Origin of the sequence: Candidatus Pelagisphaera phototrophica, assembly GCF_014529625.1 — a bacterium.
Taxonomy (GTDB): Bacteria; Verrucomicrobiota; Verrucomicrobiia; order Opitutales; family Opitutaceae; genus Pelagisphaera; species Pelagisphaera phototrophica.
In genome coordinates, this window is record NZ_CP076039.1 from 1,886,653 (window position 1) to 1,909,770 (window position 23,118).

A 23,118-nucleotide genomic window follows, 5' to 3' on the forward strand; every position below is an offset into this window, starting at 1 on the left:
CAATGTGGCGGCCGATCTCGGTTTTTGCGTTGTGCTGGTGAGAGTCTCTACCTTCGTCCTTCGATGAAATACCTGGGCGTCAATCGGGGGTTGATTGATTCCAATGAATTCTATCTCTCTTCCCATTCCTAAATTGCCAAACGGGATTGGGTAGTTTTGGGTGTTATCATGTTCGACCCTATCGAAAAACTTAAAGAGCATTTGCGACACGCAAGTGTTTCAACGGATTCGCAATTCAAGGAGGGTATGGCCGCGTCCCAGAACTTTTTGACTGGTCTATTTTCGGAAATGGGGCTCAGTGTCGAAGTCGTGGATACGGATCTGCATCCGATCTTATTGGCCAAGAGGGAGGGGGACCTCAGTTGGCCGCACATCCTAATCTATGGCCACTACGACGTACAACCTGCGGATCCTATCGAGTTGTGGAATTCGGACCCTTTTGAACCAGTGGAGCGTGATGGAAGGATTTACGCTCGTGGAGCGGCCGATAACAAAGGACCGCAAATGGCTCATGTCGCAGCGGTTGCCGAGCTGCTGGAGGAAAATCCGAATCTGCCGTTGAGAATTTCCTTTCTGTTTGAGGGTGAGGAGGAAATCGGAAGTCCCAGTCTACTGCCGTTTCTCGAATCTCGAAAGGGGGAGCTTTCACAGGCAGACCTTGTGCTTCTGTCAGACACCTTAAGCCCCAGTGCAGACCAGCTCGTGGTTACGGTAGGCCTAAGGGGCATTGTGGTCATGGATGTCGAATTTACGGGTCCGAATAGCGATCTTCATTCGGGATTGCACGGAGGATCCGTTTATAACCCGGTTCAGGCGCTTTGTGAAGTTTGCGCTTCTTTGCATGACAGTGACAATCGAGTCACTGTACCTGGATTCTATGATGGAGTTACGGAAGTTGAGGAATGGGAACGTGAAGAGCTTGCTCAATTGGGCAGTGATGAAGAGGCTTACAAACAATTTGTCGGTGTAAAGGCCTTGCATTCACTGTCTGGTTACACCGCTCAAGAGTCAGTTCGCTATTTACCTACACTCGAGTTTAATGGGATTGGCGGCGGATACCAAGGAGAGGGAAGCAAGACCATTGTGCCTTCCAAGGCCATGACCAAGATTTCTTGCCGCCTTGTTGGAAACCAGGATCCAAAGAAAGTGGGAGATCTGGTTAGGCAGGCGATTTTGGACCGGACTCCTGAGGGGATTATGGCCAAAATCGACATGGGTCATCAAGGGGCCCCTTACTTGGTTGTTCCTCCTGGAAAACCGAATTCGCCGGACAATGCCCCGGTGCTCCTAACGAAAGCATTCGAAGCGGCTAAAGTGGCCATTTCGGAAGAGTTTCCCAAATCCGCACTGTTCCTCCGAGAAGGGGGAAGCATCCCGATTATCGCAGACATTAAGACGACGCTCGGACTCGATAGTGTAATGATAGGGCTCTTCCTTCCAGAAGACAATTTGCACGCTCCGAACGAGAGTATGAATATCGATGTCCTCAAGAAGGGAATACGCGTTTCGAAATCTATACTAAGATCCTTGGCGGGTTGAGGCTCAATTGATTCTAGCAATTGCCTTAGGTTATTTCGTCACAGCCTGTACGGTGTAAATATTTTATACGAGTATAAGAATCACTTTGAACTTGGATGCTTAGTTATTTTCCATACATCGGGCTTGAGGTGGAGGAATGAGGTAAAGTTACTCACTTCTTGCTCTAAAGCGGACTTGAAGGTGAGTGAGGATTGCGTTGGAAATTTTCTTTTTCTGATAGTTACGGAGGATAGTGAGCCGCATCAGGTCACCGTTCCTCGATCGGGTCATGAGGGGACTTATCAGACGCGATAGGCACGCCATCCAAAAGGCTTTTCCATTTAAAGAGACGACCGGTCGTCCCACATACTATAGCCTGCTTTAGAAGGGATAATGAGTTCGTTTCGGTATCCGGCTAGGTGCCTTCTTCAGAATTTGACCAAAATTGCGTTCGGCAAAACAGGGGGGTGGACCGGAGTTGTTAGCCAGATCGAAATGAGTGATGCCCAGATCGAAGGCCGTGAAAATAATCTCTCGATGATCATCAGTTGGAGCGTCCCCGCCAAAATTATGCCATAGCCCGAGCGATAGCTCGGGCAGGCGAATCCCGCTTTGGCCACAACGGCGGTAAGTCATGGATTCGTATCGACTGGAAGAAGGAAACTATGTAGACACATAACTGGCGGAACTAATTGAATACAGAACTTTTTGAATTTAAGGCAAAGTTCTGAGAGATTTACCTCAAAGGCATTCTTCCAATATTTCGCGAAGGTCCGCACTTTCGAGATCGATCGGATTCCCTTTCATACTGCTGGATTGGGTGGATTTTTTGACTGCCTCTGGGATCATCGCCTCGGTAAAGCCGAGTTCGCTAAGAGGTGCTAGGGGGAGATCTTTCAGGAGTGACTCTATCCAGGCAATTGCGTAGCTTCCTTTTGCGGTCGGGTTCCCGGTTAAAATCTGAGCGACTTGGTCGAATTTTCTAGAAGTCTCTCCGTCGGATTCCCGTCGCATTACGATATCATAATTCATCCTTAAAACGGGAAGTAGCAAACTCGCGCAGAGCGCTCCGTGCGGGGCTTCGATCATTCCTCCAATAGGGCCTGCGAATCCATGGACTGCACCCAGTTTTGCGTTCGCGAGAGCGATGCCGCCACAAAGGCTAGCGACGCAGAGATCTGATTTGGCCGCCTTATCTAATTTTGGTTGGCAAGCAGCTCGAAGGGAAAGAGAAGCCCTTTGGAGCCCTTGGAGAGCAATTCCATCGCTCAATGGATTTGCGTCGCGTGAAAGATAGGCTTCCAAGCATTGAATGAAAGCGTCCATGCCTGTGTAGGCTGATATTTCTGGCGGGAGGTCGTAGGTGAGCTCCGGATCAACGACTGCCCATCGTGGAATCATATACGGACTGCGCAGGCTCACCTTAACGGCAGAGTCGGGGACACCGATTACGCTGTTTCGCGTTACTTCAGATCCGGTGCCAGCGGTTGTAGGGATCGCCATGTAGGGGATTGATGGATGCAAAAGCGGTTTTCCTTTCCCCACTATTTCAAGGTAGTCTAGTAGCTCACCATCGTTGTTGAGCAAGGCGGCGAGGGCTTTTCCAGTATCGATGACACTGCCTCCGCCAAGTCCAATGACCGTATCTGGCTGAAAAGTTCTCGCGTTCTTAAGTGCGTTAGAAATCAGGTAGGTTGTGGGTTCGGATGTAACTGGAAACAAGGCGGTTTCGATATCATTTTCGGCGAGCCTGCCCATTAGAAATTGATGCCTCGCAGGTGTTTTCCCGGTAAGGATAAACGCCCGCTTTGTGCTTTCGGGAAGGAAGTTGCACAGGTTCTTTGCAATGCCATCGCCTAAGTGAATCGAGTTCGCGGTCGAGAATGAAAAGTTCATTGTGAAAATTCAGGGCCTGATTGAGAGGCGGTGCAATCCTTCAATGTAGCGGGACTAGCGAGATTTCTTAATGGGAGGTATTGATTAGCCAAACCACTCTTGAAACTTTTCTGGGCCTCGCTCTAAGGACTCCCAGATCTCGTGAGCAAGGCCTCTGCTCTCGTCGTTGTGGGTGGCGAGATCGGGAACGAGTATCACGCGAGCTCCCGAAGCGGCCGCGGCGTGGATACCGTGACGTGAATCCTCAAAGGCAAGGCAGTCTGACGGGTCGACTCCCATCTGTTCTGCGGCAGTAATGAAAATTTCGGGATGAGGTTTTCCGTTTGTAACTTGGTCTCCGCTGACGATAGAGTGAAAGTGGCAGATCAGATCGTGGTGCCCGAGCTTCTTTTGCGCGAGCGACTGTCTGGACGAAGTGGCGACACTTTGAGGAATTCCCTCGTTGGACAGCCATTCGATGCAAATGCGGGCCCCTTGGTGCATTGGAACGCCGTGCGCGATTTTCTGGTGGTAGATCTTATCAGACTTCGCGACTAGCTCCGGGACATCGACTTGGTCGCCAATTGCTTGGTGGAGAGCTTCGCGGAAGCTGGATTCGTTCATTCCGATGATCCTTCTGAACTCGACTACGTCGATTTCGAGGCCCAATTCCTGAGAGGCTTGGAGCCATGACTCGTGCGAAATTCGCTCGGTATCAAGAAGAAGGCCATCCATATCCCAGATCACTGCTTTGAATCTCACACTTAGAATAGGTCAAAAAAACCGCCGAGGAAGCAACAGTTATCGTGACCTAGTGGAGTAAATCCGATTTCATTGATTCTCATGAAAAGACCATCTCGCAGACTCTGGATTCTCCTTTTGGTGATTGGCGATGTTCTTTTACATGCTCTATCTGCCAGTCGGGGTGTATCCCGTTCGGGAAAATACGAATACGGGCCACCTATCTAATCCACTTGATGGAAAACGAATTTTTAGTATCTTATTTCGTACATTTATGATAACTCGAATTAAGGGCCCTTTCTCAATTGGAAATCGCGTTTGGCGAATAGGCAGCACCGCATGGTACCTTTTGGCTGGATTGATGCTTCAGTCATTGAACGCCCAGGACTCCCGATCACCTGGGGTGAGCTCGTCGAAACCCAACATCGTCTGGATTATCGTGGACGATATGTCGGCGAACCTTTCCTGCTATGGAGAGACGTTGATCGAGACGCCGCATCTCGATCAGTTAGCGTCGAGCGGGATTAAGTTTACCCAAGCCTTTGTGACCGCCCCGGTATGCTCGACCAATCGCTCGGCATTCATCACCGGAATGTACCAGACCACAATTGGTTCGCATCATCATCGCAGCGGACGTGGAGAAATCAAAATCCGCTTGCCCGAAGGCATTCGTCCCATTCCGGAATACTTTCAAGAGGCGGGCTATTACACAGCGATAACGGGCTGGCCGAACAAAGACCGGTCGAACAACGGTAAAACCGACTACAACTTTGAATGGGATCGTTCCATATATGACGGTCCGGACTGGAGCAAGCGCAAGCCGGGCCAGCCGTTCTTCGCTCAGATCCAGCTCCGAGGTGGGAAACACCGGGGAGGGGATATCGAAGCTTCGAGAAGATTCGTTCAGAGAATAAAAGAAGAGTTTGGGTCCGTGACTGATCCCAAGGATGTAACGTTGCCTCCTTACTATCCCAATGATCAGGTACTTTTAGAAGACTGGGCTGCTTATTTGGATACAGTGAGACTGACCGATAAGTTTGTTGGTGATGTCATTGCTCGGTTGAAGGGAGAAGGGGACTTCGAAAACACGGTTGTGCTTTTTATGACGGACCACGGAATTAGTCACGCTCGTGGTAAACAGTTCCTATATGAGGAGGGGATTCATGTTCCTCTAATTGTTAGCGGACCTGGGCTTGCGGCCGGTGCAGTTCGAACCGATTTGGTCGAGCATATTGATATCGCAGCCTTGTCTTTGGGACTGGCGAATATAGAAATTCCGGGACACATGCAGGCCAAGAATATCCTGAGCGAAGATTACATTGAGAGGACTGCGATTTTCTCCGCTCGCGATCGTTGTGATGAAACGGTGGAGCACATGCGTTGCATCCGGACGGACCGCTACAAGTATATTCGGAACTTTCTTCCCAACCGTCCTCATATGCAGCCGAACCGATATAAGGATGGGAAATCGATTATCAAAGTACTGCGTGAGGCTAACGAGGCAGGCATGCTTAACGAAGTTCAGGCACGTATTTTCGAATCAACTCGACCGAAAGAAGAATTGTACGATCTCCAAAACGATCCTTTTGAAATTCACAACCTAGCAGATGACCCGAAGCATCGGAAACGTTTAAAGGACCTGCGAAGTCGACTGGATAGCTGGATTAAAGCTACAGGTGATCGAGGACCGGAGCCGGTGGGAATGTATGATAGCGATATGGCGGTCTATTTGCAATCGCGAGGAAGCGATCCTAAACAGTTGCAGGTGTTGGCTGGAAATATCAAGCAGATGAAAGACTGGGCTGCTGCAGGGAAGTAGCTCTGGTATTCAATCGCTCCCGCTATCAGCGGACTAGGAGAAAACTCCCATTATGAATAAAATTTTCAGCTTTGTGATCGTACTCGCAACGAGTGCGCTTTTGTGTAGTTGCTCTAACTCGGGAAAGGTCGTTTCCCTCTTTGACGGAAAGAGTCTGGCTAATTGGGAGATTCAGAGTGGCGGGAGATTTTCAGCGGAAAATGGAGTGCTAAAAGTAGACAAAGGGGTGGGCTGGCTCCGTTCCGTGGATACGTTCGCCGACTATACTCTGACCATCGAATTTCGGTTCCTTGAAAAGGGTTCGAACAGTGGCATCTTTGTTCGTACAGGTCCGACTAGCAAAGATGATGAGAGCGGTTGGCCGGACAACGGGTACCAAGTGCAGTGTATGGACACGCTGGATGGAACCTATCCCTTGGCGACGATGATTCCTTACGGTGCGCCGCCTTTCGATCACGAGTCGGATCTCGATGCCTTGCGCAAAGCGTATAAGCCTGCGGGTGAGTGGCATACTTATGAGATAACCTGTAGCGGAGAGGAAATGTCGATTTCGCTTAATGGCTCGCTCATTACAACTTGTACCAGTATTAAGAATCTCTCGGGTCACATTGGAATTCAGTGTGAGCCGGGGTTACTCGAGTTTCGGAAAATCGAAGTGGACGTTTTTTGAAGATTAAGAAGCCTCGCAGTAGATTTTAGGAATTAGTTGAAAAGACTTTGATAGTCCTTGGTCTTTGACTCGCGTCTCAGGGTCAATCGGTCTTCTTCTTCTCCATAGAATCCAGTCTTGATGCTAAAACTACTCGCTCCAAACGTACCATTCCGACCCTCAGGGCTACCGTTTCACTACGGGTGGGTAATTGCCGTGGCAGCGGCCACGGGGATGGTCGCGAGTATTCCCGGGCAGACCATCGGAATTAATGTATTCAACGATGAGCTGATAGTGGCCTTGGGCTTGACCCGGTCACAGGTGGCTTTGGCCTACTTTATCGGCACGGCATTGAGTGGCACATTAATCTTCTGGGCGGGCAAGGTCTACGATATATTCGGATCGCGGCAATTGATTGTTGGGGCGAGTTTCAGTCTAGGAGTTTCGCTACTGTATTTGAGCGTAGTGGATTGGATCCCGGTTAAGCTTTCCGCGTTGGTAGGCTTGGAAACAGTTCCTAAGTGGATGCTGGTCACTAGCCTAACCGTGGGTTTCTTTCTGATTCGATTTACTGGCCAAGGCTTCGTTGCGATGGCGGGGCGAAACATGGTGGCCAAGTGGTGGAAGTATCACCGGGGTAAGGTACTGCCATTTAGTGGAATTGGAGTGAGCGTTTGCTTTTCGCTGTCTCCCATAGTATTCTATGACTTGATACAATCGACGGGCTGGCGGACCGCCTGGCAAATTTTAGGATTGGCGACTGGAGTCGGGTTTGCTCTGTATGGGTGGCTCGTCTTCCGGGACAACCCACAGGAATGTGGTTTGAGTGTAGATGCGGGAATCCGGCCGGGAGAATCGCAGAAAGACGATCCAGAGTTTTCTGTTGTCAAAGACCTAACCCGAGGAGAAGCGGTTCGAACGTTTTCGTTCTGGGTTTTCACTGGAATCTTTGCCCTCCAAGCATTGCAAATTACCGCTTACGTTTTCCACGTATTGGATCTGGGCAAGCAACTCGGCCTGACTTCCGACATCATTTTGGGACTTTTCTTTCCGAGCGCGCTGATTGGAGGAGGCATCAGTGTCTTTGTGGGCTGGTTCAGTGATCGCTTTCGCCTGAAGTATTTCGCTGCTCTAATGGCCTCAGGGATCGGACTGTCTTCATTCTCGCTTCTTACTCGAATTGACGGTCTGTTAATACCAATGCTCGTGGCAGGTCTGAGTATCACAAGTGGCTGCTTTGGACCCATATCGGGAGCGTTTTCGGCCCGCTATTTTGGGATTAAACATATAGGAGCGATTAGTGGGGTTTTTATGTCTACTATGATTGTGGGAAGTTCGGTTGGGCCGCTCTTATTCAGTCTGGTGAGAGACCTCACGGGTTCTTACATTCCCGCTTTTGGTGGGACATTTACGCTTTCGATCTGCTTTGTCGTGGCTTCCTTTTGGGCCAATAATCCGCAACGGAAAATTAAGGCGGAAATGGAGAAGGCTGTGGATTAGCGACAAGAGGTACAAAACGAGCGGCTCCCTGAGAGATTTACTTTGCCCTCTCCGCGGGGTGAGCAGGATGGTGTTGATGTATGCACCGCGCGAGCTCTGGCCCTACGGAGAGATTCGCTTGTTTTTAGGCGCAAATGGTCGGTGAGGAGTTGCTCAGCGATTGCCTAGCAGGGATTAGGCAACTATATGTAGTTTTACATAGCCATTAGCGTACTTAACAACGTGATCAACAAGGGGAAAAGATTCCCCAATAGGGATGCTGTTGATGTAGGAGCGGCTTTACGCCGCGATAATTGCGGTTTAGACCTGCCCGGGCAAGTCGAGGCTCCTGTACTTAAAGATTGGCTCAATCGTTTTGCATCGTCGCCATTGCCCTCTTCAGTTTCGCGTGAGCGGCCTTGGTTTCGTCGTTGGCGTTTCTCAGATCGATGGGGTGCAGTAATTCGGGATCGGTGGTGTAGTCAAAAAAGTGGTGATGACCGGTTTCGTCGAAAAGCTGATACTGCTTGTTCTGTATCCAGCGAGAAAGACTACGCCCGATTTTGTTGTGCCCGGGTAGAGGGTCATGGTGGATGAAAACCCAGTCGCGCGGATTGCCCTTTTCCCCTTTTACCTGAGGCAGGAAAGAGCGTCCGTCGAAGATTTCGTTTTGGGGAAGTGGAATACTGGCTGCTTCAAGAAGAGTCGGAATGAAATCGGTGGTATCCACTAAATCGGAGACAACGCGCCCGCCCGCTTGCGATCCAGGCCAATTTACGATCAAAGGAACGTGGGTGCCGCGGCGATTGTTCAATCCTTTACCTCCGATTATCACGCGGCCATCCCGCATTTTAGAGGTTACCTCGCGAGGGGTCCCGTTGTCGCCATAGAAGATAAGGATTGTGTTCTCACGGATTCCAAGTTCGCCCAATTTCACATCGATAAGCCCGATGAGCTTGTCCATGTACTCGACCATGTCTCCAAAATATTTGTCGGGATTGCTTTCGAAACGATTTCCGTTGAGCCAATCATCGCTATCGGGAGTTGGGTTGAAGGGGCCGTGAGTCAGTGCCATGGGGTAATAGACGAAAAAAGGCTCTTCGGAATTTCGCTCCATGAAATCATTGATGTAGTCCACGTATAGGTCTGGCCCGTATTTGCCTTTAGTGTCTTTGACGTAAGTCCCATTAGACTGAATACGAGGATCGGGATATCGTGAGGATTTATCTTCGGTATGCTCAGTGTGCCAAAGAAAGTACTCGTTGAATCCGGAGTCTTCCGCTCTCATTCCCCGATTGCGCCATTCGGGCATATAGTCCGGGGGATTGTAGCTTCGGAGCTGCCATTTACCTGACATGCAGGTCTTGTATCCAGCATCTGAAAACCAGTGCCCAAAGGTTTTGGCCTCAGGGTCAAGAATTCCAAAGGCCAGCCAATTGCGGAAATTATACTTGCCTGTCATGAGAGCAACTCTTGTCGGCGTGCAAAGCGGCACGGCATGAGCGTCATCAAATCGTACACCCTCCTCGGCGAGTCGATCCAAGTGGGGCGTTTGGTAGGATGTACCCCCGTAGCAACCTAGCGCTTCCATTCCCAGATCGTCGGCCATGATAAGAACGACATTGGGTCGATCCGAAGCGGCGTGGTGAAACGATGTCAGGAAAACGGAAATGCAGAATATTCTTAGGATCATGATTATGCGATGAGAGATAATGGAAACGGAGGCCCAGCGTTTGCGCTATGCCGTGACCTTGGAGAGATTTGGGGTAGAGTCAAAGATGGTTTGGCTACCGGCAAGCTGGTGAATGTGTTATTCAGATTCAACCAGCATAGAAAGCATAATCTGTTTTTTGACGGTTCTATGGGATACAGAAGTCGGGGCTGGTCCTACGAGGGTCTCGCAAGAAATTGTGGTCAAATTAAACCCGTGTTCTAACAGGCCTAGTTCAGATTCAAGTGCTTAGGCGCGTTTGGATTGGCGGCGAGGTAGTCGCTAATGTGCTTGACGATATTCGGGTACTCTTTCGAGACGTCTTTGCTCTCCGCGAACATTTCGACTTTGGGTCCGTATAGCATGAGTTTCGAGCCATCGCTGGGAACGACCGCTTTAAAGTGATCGTAGCGAACGAAATGGGAGTAGCTTTTGTCCTCGGGTATGGCGTTTCGCAGCCGTTTGGCGATGTTAGCCTGTTCGGGGTCGTCTATTCGATTGGTCCATTCGTTGGGGTCGTTCTGGTGGTCGTAAAGCTCTTCACTCCCGTCGAAGTAGCGAATATATCGCCAGCGGGGAACGCGAACGGTGTGGGTTCCGCGACCGACGGTTGACAAAGCCACGTGGGGCCAGTGGGCGTTTGGGTTGGCGAGAAGGGAAGTGAGCGAGTTACCGTCGAGATCGGATCGCTTTTTGAGTCCAAGCATGTCAATAACTGTTGGATACACGTCGATTAGAGAGACGGGTTTCTGGCTTCGTTTGCCAGGCAGGAAGCCTTTAGGCGTCGCGTTTTTTGGGGGGGTAATCATCAAGGGGACGCGAGTTGATCGTTCCCATGCAGTGAATTTTCCCCAATGCTCTTTCTCGCCCAGTTGCCAGCCGTGATCGGACCAGAGCACGATCATGGTGTTGTTGGCGTGCTCCGAACGGTCGAGCGCATCGAGTACCTTACCCAGCTGCTCGTCCACGAAAGAAATACACGCAAGATAGGCGCTGACTGCGTTACGCCACTGACTGTTCTCGACCACCGTGGAATGAGCCCCACTGGTCAGAGCGTATCTTGCGAGTTCCCGGGCGGTAGGCGAGAGGTCGTCAAGATCGTCAGCGGGCTGCTTAGGCAAAACGACGGATTCAGGTGGATACATATCGTGAAAGCGTTTTGGCACCCAAAGTGGCTGATGCGGGCGATAGAAGCCGACCGCAAGCATGAAAGGTTGATCATATTTCTGGCTCAGCTTTTCAACCGCCCAATCTGTGCTTTCCGTATCCGTCCATTCCTCGTCGGGCCGGTCGATGGGTCCCCAGTCAAACGAATCGATGGTGCGGGACCCGCGTTGGCGGTCTCGAGGCATTTGATTGAGCGGCATGGTAATGCCTAAGCGGGGAATTTCATGGCGCACGTAGGGACTGCTGTCCTTTAACTCTTTTTCGGAGATGGTTCGTTCATCAGGCAGGATCGGCATCCACTTGTCGTAGTCGGGTCCATATTCATCAAACATTCGCTGGCTCTTGCCGTGGAGCAGTTTTCCCGTTCCCATGGTGTAGTAGCCCTGTTTCTTTAGATCTAAAGGCAGCAGCTCGGCGTCTGGCATGGTCCTTTCAATCTTCTGACCGTTACCGTAAACGCCGTTGTGAATAGGAAGCAGGCCGGACCAGTTAGCGGCTCGCGAACCGCTGCAAGCGGGTACGACACAATGAGCGTTAGTAAATAGGAGGCCCCGCTCCGCTAGGCGATCGATATGAGGCGTCTTGACTTGTGGATGCCCATCGAGGCAGCCGATCCAGTCATTCAAATCGTCGATTGTGATGTAGAGAATATTGGTTTGACTTGAAGCTCCCTTTGGACTCGCGGATGAAGGGTTCATGGCTAGAAACGAGGATAAGCATACGACAATTAGCGATAAGCAAAACGGAATTTTGTGGTGTGCGGTAGGTCTCATACGCTAGGAGTATGGCGTTGGAAACGGCACCGTTTCAAGTTAATTTGATTGGGCGGTCATTTGCGGTTGAGGAGCCAATGCTTGGGCGGTCCCCATTTGGGATCTAATCGCTTAGGGTGTTGTCGGTAAATGGCAGAGAATCGCCTGAAAGAGGCTTGCATTCAGCCCGCTCCATTTTTAGGGGTTCCAAAACGGGAGTCAGCGAAGAAATCATATAGAAATAAAGGCACATAGCAGGGTATCCGTCTCACGAATCCATTATCTGAACCACTGTTTGGACTTCGCAGATTTTGAGAGAATGACCATGCTGACGCAGATTGCGATTGTCAGGAGGGCTATCATGATGGCGGAAGCCCCTATTGAGCTAATTGGGTCGGATAAAAAATAGATGTGGAACGTCCGGAGGTCGTCACCCTACCGGTTCAACATTTTATAAATGTATACCTAGAGAGTCACTTGGCAAGATCCGCAGAAATTTCTAAAACAAATAGGAATTGCCGCGAGCGTCGTCTCTACTGTTCGCCTATTAGCTTGAATACCGCAGCAGTACAGGCGTCGAGATCGCTTATTGGCCTCCAGTCCCAGTCCTTTCGGGCACTGGAATCGACAAAAACATTAGGGGCGGTGGTAAGAAGCGCTTCTACTATGGGGTCGGATTTGAAGTTGTATTGAAAATCTGGTTTCACTTTCTGAATAGAGTCTGCGATTTCTTGGGCGGTAGGGCAAAGAGCGTGAAGATTATAGGCGTGTTGACGGAGTTTATTCTTGGGAGCGAAGGCCAGCTGAACGAATCCTTCGACGAGGTCCTCAATGTAAATAGTGGACATACCAATGTTCCGTGAGACCGGAAAGGTGAATGTCTCGCCCTTTGCAGCGGCGACGTAGGCATGGGAGGCATAGGCAGTCAGCGCGGCAGGGGGTGCATAGGGAGAAAGGACGAGTGGGGGCCGGAGACATCGAAAGTCTAGACCGTGTTTGAGCTTATAGTATACGCCAAGGCGTTCGTTCGCGACCTTTGTGACTCCGTAAATGTTCTCGGGCCATTGCGGATGGTTTTCCGGTAGGATTGATGGCACGTCGGATCCATAGGAGGCGCCCGTTCCTGGGAAAATGATACTCGGCAAGCCATTGGCCAGCGCCATTTCAAAGAGATTGAAAGTGGCAAGAGCGTTTACATCGAACGCGCGGCGTCTATCGATTTCCGAGCTGCCAGAGAGAAGCGAAGCGAGATGGAAAATAATCTCGGTTTTTTTCGACTTGAGAGTGCTCTCAATGGTCGCTTCGTCACAAATGTCAGCAGTGACGTAATCGACTCCCGCAACCGTGGATTCGGATTGGGGCTCTGTGATGTCTAGGCAAGTGACGCGGTGATTGTCTTTGAGCAGCCGATTGGCGAGCAGCCGAGCGATGTTTCCATTGCCGCCAGTGATGAGGATCGATTTGGGTCCAGACATAGAGGGTTGTTTAGTTCGAATCGAGTGGCACTTTGAAATGCGAGAGAGTTAATTGTGTTTGTTCGATTAGACTGACCCAAAGAGCGGGGCAAGAGATTTGGTTGAAACTAATTTTTTGCAGGTTTCACAATTTCCTATCTGATTATTGAAGCCCTCCATGGTTATCATCGCTTTTACGGTGAATCTTTAAAGGCGGAATTTCCCACGGGTTCTGGCAACTGGCTAACTTTGCAGGAATGCGCTGACGAAATTAGTCGAAGAATGAGTGGACTTTTTATGCCGGACGGAAGTGGCAATCGTCCTTGTCATGGAGATTCGGATATCTATGCGAGTGATTCTCATTTCAAGAATTATTCCTTGTTCTACGAGTTTTTTCATGGCGAATACGGCAAAGGGCTAGTCGCCAGCCACCAAACCGGTTGGAACGCGATGGTGGCAGAACTGCTGCGCTGCAAGTAAGAAAGAACCGCAAAAGGTCCCATACGTCGGATAGGACCTATTTGAAAGGCAGAACTATGACAAATTCTTCTTAAAAAAAGCGACCGTGCGTTCCCAAGCCAACTTGGCGGCGTCCTCGTCGTACCGTGGTGTGGTATCATTGTGGAAACCGTGATTCGTGCCGGAGTAGATGAACGCTTCGTAGTCTACGCCATTTTCTTTCAAAGCCTTTTCGTAATCTGGCCAACCCGCATTTACGCGCTGATCGAGTTCTGCGTAATGAAGTTGGATCTTTGCCTTTATCATCTTGGTGTCCTCTGCTGACGGCTGGGCACCGTAGAATGGGGCTGCTGCTTTGATGATATTCGGGAGACGAACTGCTAATGCATTCGACATGCCACCGCCGAAGCAAAAGCCAACCACTCCTGTCGATTGGCTACTTAGGTCATGACTGTGCAAAAATTTTGCGGCCGCTACGAAGTCTTCCGTAATCTTGTTTCGATCAAGCTTACGTTGCATCGCACGTCCTTCGTCATCGTTTCCAGGATAGCCACCTAGGGGAGCAAGGGCGTCGGGAGCGAAAGCGTGAAATCCCGCTAAGGCCGCTCTGCGCACCACGTCTTCTATGTATGGGTTTAGTCCCCGATTTTCGTGGACCACTAATACGCTCGGCAACTTCCCGCTAGTGTTTGCTGGTCGGGCTAAGTAGCCTCGCGTCTTGTCGTGGCCATTCGGCGACGGGTATTCTACGTATTCGATTTTTAAGCGCGAATCCGATTTGGAAACTTGCTCTGCCCAGGCGTAGTGGGGACTGAGGGACTCAATCAGAGCCGCGGTAGTTAATCCGGCGACCGCGAATTTGGCGGCCTTGTTGAAAAACGTGCGGCGGTCGATGATCCCGTGCACATACTCGTCGTAAATATCCAGAAGCTCCTGTGGAAAGTCGGAGGCTTTTTTTCGTTCGATGTCAGCGAGGAGAATGTCTTCTTTGGAATTCATATATTAATGGGGCTAGTTGTTGATTGCATCTTCACCAGCAGCTTCCTTCTCGGAAGCTTCAGGTTTCGGAAATTCGGCGATAACGTCGGTCCGTTCGTAGCTGTTTTCTGAAGTTTTGGGATTATCTCCTGCTAGTTGTTTTAGCAACTCGAGTAGATGATCGCTTTGTTCTCTCAGGGCTTCGATATCGGATTTCAGTCGAGCGCAAGAACTGGATTCCCAGTTCTGGTCCAAGTTTTCAAGTGTTTTATTAATGATGCTCACCGGCGTGTTCAGATCCTGGAAAATTGGGGAAACCAGATTGTATTGTAGGCTGACTCCTCAACCGTGCGTTCCATTTGGGGGCAAATCTCGTCATTCCTTTTCTCGATCTCTGTGCCCACCTCAGCCTTCCGTTCATGCTCCAGATTTGCATCCAGACGTTTTGCTGCCTCCTCCAAGTGAATCTGCTCGAAGCGCATTTCTTTAATCAGCTTCGATTTTTCGGCGATCTCTGCTTTGGCTAGGCTTCCTTTTTGTTCAGCAGTATCGAGTTTGGTTCTGTAATAGACATTGCTTTCTTTCAGCTCTTCCAACTCCGCTTCAATTTTCTCGATCATGAGAGCCCGACTCTTCAGGAGGTTGCGGAAGCGATTCACTTCCATCAGTTTGGATTTCGGCGAGTACCCGCTGTTTAGACGGTTGGTTTCAGCTTGCTTTGTAAGGGCGATCAGTGGCTGTGAAGCGATTTGCTGGAATCTGAGCCAGAGAATCGCGAAGATAGCGATGATTGCGATCAGTACCCCTAGCACGAGCGCCGATTCCGTTATTCCGAGCTTAGAGAATAAACTGGCCCGGCTTTCCTCGAGCCTAGGAAGGCAAAGATAAACGATCGTTGCCAGCGAGGTGATTAAGCCGGTGGCAAAGTAGCTAGCCGAGAGTGAGTTGGATGTATTCATACTGCGTAAACGAGCTCGTCTAATTCCTCAAATCGATAGTGCCCTAGAGTGTCGGAAGAGCCCACCAGATTATCCACAAAAATTGGGAATACCCCCACGCGATCAAGCGCTGCTGTTTCTCATGGCGTGCGGTTAAAGGAAACCTAATGCGATTCCATAGAGGCTCCGCCAGCAACCCCATTTTGGAACTGCTTCTCTATGAAGGAATATCGGTTGAATCGTGCTTGGCTCGATTTTTCAGTGCGTGTTTTCCGTAAATCGCAATACGTACGGTTTGGAGTAATATGAGCGGGGCAAAAACCTTAGCGGTTTCGCGGTACCCGGTCTTCTCTTGGGTGGCTTGATGGTAAATTAGGAGAAGCATAATTAGGTAGGCTAGCCGGTGAATCCGTTTCCAGTTTCTTCCACCTAGCTTTCTGACTGACCAATTGTTGCTGGTTGCGGCGAGCGAAAGCAAGAGAGCAAACCCGACGATTCCTGAGAGAATGAAAAGCTTGTCCCAATCCTTCACGAATTCGCTCCAAGAACCCATATAGGCGAAATAGATGAGGAAATGTAGGAGGGAATAGAGGAATACGCTGACCCCGATTTGGCGTCTGTGGATTGCGATACTTTTGGCAATCGCGAATTTTGGAAAGATCTTTCTGAGCGGCGTTATCATGGATAACGCTACAAAAAGGTAGGTAGATGCTAGGCCAAAGTATTCAAGAAGGTATTTAGCCGGATCAGCAAGGTATGTGGTATCATTCTGTAATGTAGGCACAAATACATAGAAAACAGGAGTGCAAAGGAGAAGGTGGATGGACCACCGTTTTCGAAGGAAACGCGCGACTGGATTCATGCGTTGGATCGACCGTCAATCGACTGATCAGAAATTTCGCTTTAGGTTTAGTCCTTCGTAAAGATGGGAGACTTGCTCCTCGTATCCATTGAACATGAGCGTATCCTTGCGTTTACTGAAGAATCCTGAACCAATAATGCGTTCTGTCGCTTGCGACCAACGAGGGTGATCTACCGTTGGATTGACGTTGGCATAGAAGCCGTATTCCCTTGGCTGTAAGTCCTGCCAAGTATTCATGGGTCGGCTATTGTTAAACTCGATCTTGACGATCGACTTGATGGATTTGAACCCGTATTTCCAAGGAACTACAAGGCGGATTGGGGCGCCGTTTTGGTTGGGGAGGGCTTTCCCGTAGATGCCGGTCGCGAGAAAACTTAACTCGTTTCTTGCTTCTTCAATCGTCAAACCTTCTACATACGGCCAATCGATGGATCCGCCGTTTTGCCCTGGAGCGTTATTGGGGTCGAAGAACGTCGAAAATTTCAAGTATTTCGCTTTTTCGGTAGGCTCGACCATGTCCATTAGGGTACTCAGCTGAAATCCATCCCAGGGGATGACCATCGACCAGGCCTCCACGCATCGAAATCGGTAGACCCGTTGCTCGATTCCGCCCGCTTTCTTTATAAGCTCATTGACGTCTATTTTCTGAGGCCTCTTTACATGGCCTTTTATTTCGATTTCCCAAGGCTCTGTTTGCCAGTCACGGTTAGCTAGGTCTTGAACTTCACCCTTGTCGTAGGAGAATTCGTAGAAGTTGTTGTACCCTTTTATCAGATCATACTCAGTCGGTTCGAGTCCGTCTGGTCGGAATTCTCGGTTCACTTCAGACGGAAACCCATAGGTAGCGGCTTGGGCGAGAGATTGGCCGAGCAAGGCTGAGGATCCCAGTCCAACGGCTTTCAGGAATCGCCTTCGATTGATGAAATCGGCTTCCGAGGTGGCAGCGGATTCAGGGAGGTTCCAGGGCTTGTTTTTTCTAATGTGCATAGCAAATCGAGATTGCGATTGTTAGATTAGACGAATGAGACCGCTCAGGGATTGGGAGGTTTCGCTAGTTGTTCCAGGAAATAGCGTCGAGGTCCTCGTTTTATGTCCAGAATATTTTAAATTCTCCGCCGTATCGGATCGGAAGGTAGGGGTTCTAGCCATCCTTTCGCGCTATTAGATGAACATCTCCTTGCGGGATTGGGATATCGGCATCTTTGAGCGCTTTGAATACTTCCAGATTGGCAGCGTATTGAATGGGGTAGTAGTCGTTGGTTTTCACCCAATAGCGGTATTCGGTATTTATGGACGAATCTCCAAATTCCTTGATGCCGATTTGTCCGGATCGATGCCAGTCACTTTTGCTAGAGCGTTTCTGACTCATTTAATCGCCTGCTCGGGATCGGAGGCGTATTCAACCCCGACGATACCCTCGACGACTAAAACCGTAAACGAGTTCGTCAAAATTTCACCGAGAATCTTCTTGTTCGGGATCGTGACGACCTGATCATCCTCGATCTCGAGTTGAGTGTAGCCAAGGCTGACGACAGAAACAATCCCCGTGCACCCGTGTAGGGTGAGCGGGTCGTGGACTTTGAATGGCCGAGTGAGAATTATCGCTATACCCGCTCCGTAGTTCGATATCGGACCTTGTATAGCTAAACTGAGACCGAGGGCTCCTGCACCGAGGAGGGCGATAAATGGGCTTATGTCTACGCCGATCTTTCTAATTGCGATGAATAGGAACAGCAGAACGATGAGTAGTTTGATGGAGCTCGCGAAAAACCGGGAAAGAGTGACGTCTATATCCCGCTTCGTGCAAACACGAAGAATGAGCTTTGAAAGCGAGGAGCCGAAAAGAAACCCAATAATCAAGATGATCATTCCCGCGATCAATTGAGGGGAGTAGTCGATCAGCTTGTTCGTATACGTTTCGAAGATGGACTGTAATTGGTCGACTTCTTCAGGCATAGAGTTGTACTATAGGAAACATAGAGTTTGGGACAAGCGCGAATCTCAGATGCTTGCGATTTAACTCTTAACCCTCACGGGTCCGACTCTGCTTCAATATTCGATACCGAGCTTAGTCAGGAAAGTTTCCAGTTCGCGAGTGTCGAAATCAGCTAATATTTTGCCGTCGATATCGATTGAAGGAGCGCTGGACTGCCCGGTAAGCTCACGCATCTCTTTTGCCGCAGTGGGATCCGAAGTGACATCCAATTGAGTGTACTCAAATCCGTGGGCATTTAGCCAAGCGATGGCTTCGTGGCACCATCCACAGTACGGTTTTATGTAGAGTCGAAGTGAGTTCGGTTTCATAGATATTTCGTGACTAGGAGGTTACTACGGACAACAGGTCCTATTGGCTGCAATAGAATTTTTAAAGAGATAACTCAATGCAAGAGCTAGATTTGCCTACCTGGACCTCTTGGGCGCCCCTGTCCGACTCGACCACCCGGTTGACCGGGTCGATTGCGAAGTATTTCGTCGATTTCGATGCGGTATCAGTTGTCATTCCAGGAGCAACGAAGGTCGAACAAGTGAAAACGAATGCTGGGGTATCTGATTTGCCGAAAGTAAGTTACGTGATACACAGCGATCTGGCAACTCTATACCGCGAGGAAATCGCGAAAAGCGTTCGAGGAGCCTATTTGGTTTTCAGCGGTTCCTTCCGAGCGAGTGACGAGATCTTTTTTGATTTGCGGATAGCAAATTCGTCATGAATAGCATATAACTCCACCGATTAATGGATACCAGTTTGTATTGGCGCGCTGTGTAGCCAATTTTATAAGTTGCATTTTCCAAACACGTGTGTGAAAACTCGGCGATGATCTCGCAGAAATCATCTAAAAAGGTGAATACAACCCTCGCATTAGCTGATTATCTAGGGTTGTCGCGATGGACGGTCTCCAGAGCCTTGAATGGCCACGCGGGTGTTAAGGCAGAAACGGTAGAGCGGGTTAATGCAGCAATGAAGACGCTCGGTTTCAGCCCCAACGCGCTCGCTCGCGGCCTTCGAGGAGGGAAGACGGGAGCAGTCGGGATCTGTTTTCACACTTTCGGGACGCCGGTGTTCTCAAAAAAGTTGATCGCATTGCAAGATTCGCTTCGCAGGCGTGGGTACAGCGCTATCATCGAACTGATCGAGGATGATGCGGCAGCTGAAAATAGGGTGATTCGTCATTTTCTCTCACTAAAAGTAGAAGGCATTATTTTTGTGGGTGGGCCGCAGGCTGTAAATCTCGAATTCGTTAGAGAGCTTCGCAACAACAACTCGCTTTCGGTGCTAGTGATTGATCCCTTTTCCGAATCCGACCTGCCCAGAATTAGCCTAGATAGAGGTTACGCGATGAGGGTTTCGTTAGAGAAGCTTTATGAGTTGGGACATCGAAAGATCGCAGTGCTTGGAATTCGGCAGGATGTTATCTATGGAGCAGAGAGAGTGGCCAGTCTGGACAAAGTTTCCAAAGAGCTCGGACTGGAGTGGGGCAAAAGTGTAAAGCTTATTATCGATGAGGAAAGTCGGAGAATGGACTTTGATGCGGGACGGAAGCTAGGTCGCAAGTTTTTGGTGGAGGCCCGTGATTGTTCGGCGATCATGGCGATTAACGACCAAGTAGCGATCGGAGCGATGCGCGTGCTTCTGGAAAATGGCTTATCGGTACCAGGTAATGTTTCTTTGATCGGCTTTGACAATCTTGACTGCTCGTCGCACCTCCATCCCACTTTGGCGAGTGTCGATCAACGAATTGAGTACTTTACTGAGGAAGCGGTTGAAATGCTGGTTCAGCAAATAGTGGAAGGCCTACAAGACGAGGTGGAGGCAAAACTTGTAGAACCAGAACTGGTGCTCGGTGAGTCGATGGCGCCAGCCGGAAAATCGCGTGATTTCGCCCAATAGTGTGAGAATGTCCTATTGCTTTACGGGCCCGAGAATCTGTGATGCCTCAGGAAGGATGGTGCCGAATTCCTTGCAGGACTCCAAATAGGAGCAAAAGTCATGATCCTGAGAATCCTTTCAATTGAAACAAGCGAGTATGAACTATTTTGTAGTATCTGAAAAAGTGCATAACGAAGTTGTTTCCGCGGCTTATTTGAAGCGCGGCTATTTTGAGGATGAAGGGAAAGATGCGGCCCGTATTTGCGCCGAAGCTTCGCGGCACGGCATTCGTACGCACAATGCGATTAAGGCCCTCCACTTGGACGATATGCTTGGTAGTGGCTCCAAGGGCTGTGTGCCGGGAGCTGAAATTATCGAAATGCCATCGAGGTTTCCTGCTGTTAAGATTTGGAACGCGCAGCAAAAACTCGGGCAATCCACAGGCTACCGGGCTCTGGAAAAGTGTATCCAACTAGCGGATGAATTTGGAGTGGGGATTGTTGCGGTAGATAATGCTTTCCACTATTTGTGGGGTGGAGGATACATGTTAGAGGCGGCGCGACGAGGTTACCTAGCCTACACCAATTGTACGTCAGCATTAACAGAGGTCGTTCCATATCAGGGCAAATATCCTACCTTGGGAACCAACCCTCATTCTTGGGGCTTTCCCACCACCGAGGTGGTTGGTTTTCCGATAGTAATTGATTGGGCCACCTCCGTGGTCGCCATGGGCCGGGTCGAGCAATTCAAGCGAGAAGGAATGATGCTGCCTCCAAATGCGGCGGTGGACAAGGACGGGAACGTAACTCAAGACCCCTTTGAAGCGGTGTCTCTGCTTCCATTCGGTGCCCACAAAGGGTATGGTCTGTCATTGATCAACGAATTGGTTGCCGGGCTTATTGGCGGCTCTCTGCCAACGATACGAAACCGGTGGATCGAGGAAGCCGATGCCGAAAAGAGGGGAACTTGTTTCTTTTTTCAATTGATTCATCCCGAAGCGATTTCAAGTGGGCTCTTTGCCAAAGGGAGGAATCAGGCAGCTAATATAAAAGCGGTTATCGACGATATATTGGGTCACGGAAATGAGAATTGTCTATTGCCGGGTCAGCTGGAGGCGAATGCGGCGAAACTGACCGAGGAGCATGGAGGTTTGCTGTTTTCGGAGGCAGAGGTGAAGGAGTTCAGTGAATTAGCGGTGGAGTGCGGAAAATCGTCTTGGGATTTGGAATCGCTAAAAATGGTATCTTTATAACTTAAAATAAAATATGAGCTCATACATCGAAAAACTATTTAGTCTCGAGGGTCAGGTTGCGGTCGTTTCTGGGGGAACGGGTGAATTGTGCGGAGCCATGGCTGAGGGGCTTGCCGGAGCCGGGGCATTTGTCTACCTCCTCGGACGCAGTGCCGAAAAAGCCGCGGATAAAATTGCCCGAATAGAATCCCTGGGCGGATCCGCTGCGTTTCTTCCGTTTGAGGCGACGAAGCGAGAGTCTATTCAGTCGGCTTTGGATTCGGTTCTTAAAGGTCATGGAAAAGTTGATATACTGGTGAATGGCGCAGGTGGCAACTCAGCTACTCCCTTTTTTGATATTTCTGATGAAGAGTTTCAGTCTCTAATAGAGTTGAATATAAAATCGGTTTTTTCCTCGAGCCAAATATTCGGTGCCCAAATGGTCGGGCAGGATGATGGGGGTTCAATTATTAATGTCGGCTCGATGTCTGGTTTAGTGCCTCTATCGAGAGTCTTTACTTACTCCCTTACAAAAGCCGCCGTGCACAACCTCAGTAAGAATCTCGCCCGCGAATGGGCGCCGTATAATGTTCGAGTGAATACGATCGTCCCGGGATTCTTTCCAGCGGAACAGAACCGCAAAGTCCTGACGGAAGACAGAGTGACAAGCATAATGAGGCATACGCCAATGAATCGTTTTGGAAATGCGGAAGAACTTATTGGGGCAACGTTGTTACTGGCTTCCAGTAGTGCGGGTTCTTTTATAACAGGTGAAGAGCTTGTTGTGGATGGTGGCTATGCATCCATGACGATATAGTTTGAGTTAATATTACCCAAAAGAAATTCACGCTTGAAATATAGAAAATGCTGTAGGATGAATATAAATTCTTAAGGGATATCACCTAAATAGTGCCGGAGTGAACAAGAAATATGAGCTGATCTTTTAGCACTATTGAAAAAATAGGTTGATTAATATAAAAAAGGGAATTTGGTGAGGGACATGATTTCAAACACGATTAAAGCAATACAAGAAACCAAGTCAAAACTTGCAGCTCTCGAAAAGAAAGCAGCAGTCGAACAAAAGGCAAGAATCCAAAACCTTCATAAAGAAGCTGGATTCGCAACTCGCCAGGAATTAATAGATGCGCTTCAGACTCTTGGTGGAACAGCTCCCAAGAAAGCCAAAGCCCGTGGACGCAAGGCGGCGAAGGCGACTAAAGCTTCAAAGCCAGCGAAAGCCCCCAAGGCAAAGAAAGCGGTTAAAAAGGGTGCGAAGAAAAGGGCCAAACGTACCGTAATAACCGCAGAATTGAAAAAGGGTATTATTGGGGCTCTGAAAGCAGGAGGGACGGGCGCCGCTATCGCAGCCAAGTTTGGCGTATCGGTTCCGACCTTGCACAATATCAAAAAAGCGGCAGGCCTTACCAAAGCTCGCAAGAAGTAGATTCTCGCTCAGATCAATTTCGTTGAGCCCACTCGATTGAGTGGGCTTTTTTGCACCTTGAGCAGATCGTGAAGTTAGGGCACGATGTTCCGGCGTGCCGTGCAAACCGATCAACAAACGCGGCTTGCCGGGCCCTACCTGCGGGGCTAGAGTTCTCTCACTCACACGGGCATGAC

At 49.6% G+C, this 23,118-nt stretch carries 23 protein-coding genes and 1 pseudogene; 10 read left to right on the forward strand and 14 right to left on the reverse strand.

Annotation, left to right across the window (positions count from 1 at the left end):
• Positions 1–168: 168 nt before the first annotated feature.
• A complete protein-coding gene (locus GA004_RS08085) occupies positions 169–1,539 on the forward strand; it encodes a M20/M25/M40 family metallo-hydrolase (protein WP_283396818.1) in 1,371 nt (456 codons plus the stop codon).
• 341 nt (positions 1,540–1,880) lie between these two features.
• On the opposite strand, the pseudogene GA004_RS08090 reads toward GA004_RS08085, so the two are convergent.
• The 3 genes and pseudogenes from GA004_RS08090 to GA004_RS08100 all read right to left on the reverse strand — a co-directional run.
• A pseudogene (locus tag GA004_RS08090) lies at positions 1,881–2,154 on the reverse strand (aldo/keto reductase); the annotation flags it as partial.
• A gap of 105 nt (positions 2,155–2,259) precedes the next feature.
• Positions 2,260–3,414, reverse strand: coding sequence for an iron-containing alcohol dehydrogenase (locus tag GA004_RS08095; RefSeq protein WP_283396820.1), 1,155 nt, complete (start codon positions 3,412–3,414; stop codon positions 2,260–2,262).
• A gap of 84 nt (positions 3,415–3,498) precedes the next feature.
• Positions 3,499–4,155 (reverse strand): HAD family hydrolase, encoded by a 657-nt coding sequence (locus GA004_RS08100; protein ID WP_283396821.1) that lies wholly within the window; start codon positions 4,153–4,155, stop codon positions 3,499–3,501.
• A 253-nt stretch (positions 4,156–4,408) separates the two neighbouring features.
• Here GA004_RS08100 and GA004_RS08105 point away from each other — a divergent pair, with 253 nt between their 5' ends.
• The 3 genes from GA004_RS08105 (at position 4,409) to GA004_RS08115 (ending at position 8,102) form a co-directional block, all read left to right on the forward strand.
• On the forward strand, positions 4,409–5,953 hold the full coding sequence (locus GA004_RS08105; protein ID WP_283396822.1) for a sulfatase family protein: 1,545 nt from the start codon (positions 4,409–4,411) through the stop codon (positions 5,951–5,953).
• Positions 5,954–6,005: 52 nt separating this feature from the next.
• Positions 6,006–6,623 (forward strand): 3-keto-disaccharide hydrolase, encoded by a 618-nt coding sequence (locus GA004_RS08110; protein ID WP_283396823.1) that lies wholly within the window; start codon positions 6,006–6,008, stop codon positions 6,621–6,623.
• A gap of 120 nt (positions 6,624–6,743) precedes the next feature.
• Positions 6,744–8,102, forward strand: a complete 1,359-nt coding sequence (locus GA004_RS08115) for an MFS transporter (RefSeq protein WP_283396824.1) — start codon at positions 6,744–6,746, stop codon at positions 8,100–8,102.
• A gap of 346 nt (positions 8,103–8,448) precedes the next feature.
• Here the strand turns inward: GA004_RS08115 and GA004_RS08120 are convergent, their stop codons facing one another.
• From GA004_RS08120 to GA004_RS08130, 3 genes are all read right to left on the reverse strand, one after another.
• Positions 8,449–9,774 carry a sulfatase family protein gene (locus GA004_RS08120; RefSeq protein ID WP_283396825.1) on the reverse strand — a complete coding sequence of 442 codons (1,326 nt, stop codon included), beginning with the start codon at positions 9,772–9,774 and terminating at the stop codon, positions 8,449–8,451.
• Positions 9,775–10,022: 248 nt separating this feature from the next.
• The gene (locus tag GA004_RS08125) at positions 10,023–11,657 is read right to left on the reverse strand and encodes a sulfatase (RefSeq protein ID WP_283396826.1); all 1,635 of its coding nucleotides are present in this window, start codon (positions 11,655–11,657) and stop codon (positions 10,023–10,025) included.
• Between the two features lie 587 nt (positions 11,658–12,244).
• The gene (locus GA004_RS08130; protein WP_283396827.1) at positions 12,245–13,186 is read right to left on the reverse strand and encodes an NAD-dependent epimerase/dehydratase family protein; all 942 of its coding nucleotides are present in this window, start codon (positions 13,184–13,186) and stop codon (positions 12,245–12,247) included.
• A 261-nt stretch (positions 13,187–13,447) separates the two neighbouring features.
• Between GA004_RS08130 and GA004_RS08135 the strand changes: the two genes are divergently transcribed.
• Positions 13,448–13,645, forward strand: coding sequence for a hypothetical protein (locus GA004_RS08135; RefSeq protein WP_283396828.1), 198 nt, complete (start codon positions 13,448–13,450; stop codon positions 13,643–13,645).
• Positions 13,646–13,699: 54 nt separating this feature from the next.
• Here GA004_RS08135 and GA004_RS08140 read toward each other — a convergent pair whose 3' ends face one another.
• The 8 genes from GA004_RS08140 to GA004_RS08175 all read right to left on the reverse strand — a co-directional run bounded on the left by GA004_RS08140 (position 13,700) and on the right by GA004_RS08175 (position 18,706).
• Positions 13,700–14,590 carry a dienelactone hydrolase family protein gene (locus tag GA004_RS08140; protein ID WP_343218845.1) on the reverse strand — a complete coding sequence of 297 codons (891 nt, stop codon included), beginning with the start codon at positions 14,588–14,590 and terminating at the stop codon, positions 13,700–13,702.
• A 45-nt stretch (positions 14,591–14,635) separates the two neighbouring features.
• Positions 14,636–14,887: a hypothetical protein gene (locus GA004_RS08145; RefSeq protein ID WP_283396830.1), complete on the reverse strand. Its 252-nt coding sequence runs from the start codon at positions 14,885–14,887 to the stop codon at positions 14,636–14,638.
• 8 nt (positions 14,888–14,895) lie between these two features.
• Positions 14,896–15,561: a hypothetical protein gene (locus GA004_RS08150; RefSeq protein ID WP_283396831.1), complete on the reverse strand. Its 666-nt coding sequence runs from the start codon at positions 15,559–15,561 to the stop codon at positions 14,896–14,898.
• Positions 15,562–15,757: 196 nt separating this feature from the next.
• The gene (locus tag GA004_RS08155; protein WP_283396832.1) at positions 15,758–16,402 is read right to left on the reverse strand and encodes a protein-methionine-sulfoxide reductase heme-binding subunit MsrQ; all 645 of its coding nucleotides are present in this window, start codon (positions 16,400–16,402) and stop codon (positions 15,758–15,760) included.
• Between the two features lie 27 nt (positions 16,403–16,429).
• Positions 16,430–17,389 (reverse strand): protein-methionine-sulfoxide reductase catalytic subunit MsrP, encoded by a 960-nt coding sequence (gene msrP, locus GA004_RS08160; protein ID WP_283396833.1) that lies wholly within the window; start codon positions 17,387–17,389, stop codon positions 16,430–16,432.
• 154 nt (positions 17,390–17,543) lie between these two features.
• Positions 17,544–17,771 carry a mechanosensitive ion channel family protein gene (locus tag GA004_RS08165; protein ID WP_283396834.1) on the reverse strand — a complete coding sequence of 76 codons (228 nt, stop codon included), beginning with the start codon at positions 17,769–17,771 and terminating at the stop codon, positions 17,544–17,546.
• Complete coding sequence (locus GA004_RS08170) at positions 17,768–18,358, reverse strand: mechanosensitive ion channel family protein (protein WP_283396835.1); 591 nt, start codon at positions 18,356–18,358, stop codon at positions 17,768–17,770. Before GA004_RS08170 ends, GA004_RS08165 begins: the two co-directional genes overlap by 4 nt.
• A gap of 93 nt (positions 18,359–18,451) precedes the next feature.
• On the reverse strand, positions 18,452–18,706 hold the full coding sequence (locus tag GA004_RS08175; protein WP_283396836.1) for a glutaredoxin family protein: 255 nt from the start codon (positions 18,704–18,706) through the stop codon (positions 18,452–18,454).
• 77 nt (positions 18,707–18,783) lie between these two features.
• On the opposite strand from GA004_RS08175, the gene GA004_RS08180 reads away from it, so the two are divergent.
• The 5 genes from GA004_RS08180 (at position 18,784) to GA004_RS08200 (ending at position 22,942) form a co-directional block, all read left to right on the forward strand.
• Entirely contained in the window at positions 18,784–19,110 is a 327-nt protein-coding gene (locus GA004_RS08180; RefSeq protein WP_283396837.1) for a hypothetical protein, read from the forward strand.
• A 131-nt stretch (positions 19,111–19,241) separates the two neighbouring features.
• Entirely contained in the window at positions 19,242–20,288 is a 1,047-nt protein-coding gene (locus tag GA004_RS08185) for a LacI family DNA-binding transcriptional regulator (RefSeq protein ID WP_283396838.1), read from the forward strand.
• Positions 20,289–20,424: 136 nt separating this feature from the next.
• Positions 20,425–21,519, forward strand: coding sequence for an Ldh family oxidoreductase (locus GA004_RS08190; protein ID WP_283396839.1), 1,095 nt, complete (start codon positions 20,425–20,427; stop codon positions 21,517–21,519).
• A 13-nt stretch (positions 21,520–21,532) separates the two neighbouring features.
• A complete protein-coding gene (locus tag GA004_RS08195) occupies positions 21,533–22,315 on the forward strand; it encodes an SDR family oxidoreductase (protein WP_283396840.1) in 783 nt (260 codons plus the stop codon).
• A gap of 183 nt (positions 22,316–22,498) precedes the next feature.
• The gene (locus tag GA004_RS08200; RefSeq protein WP_283396841.1) at positions 22,499–22,942 is read left to right on the forward strand and encodes a hypothetical protein; all 444 of its coding nucleotides are present in this window, start codon (positions 22,499–22,501) and stop codon (positions 22,940–22,942) included.
• Positions 22,943–23,118 lie beyond the last annotated feature (176 nt).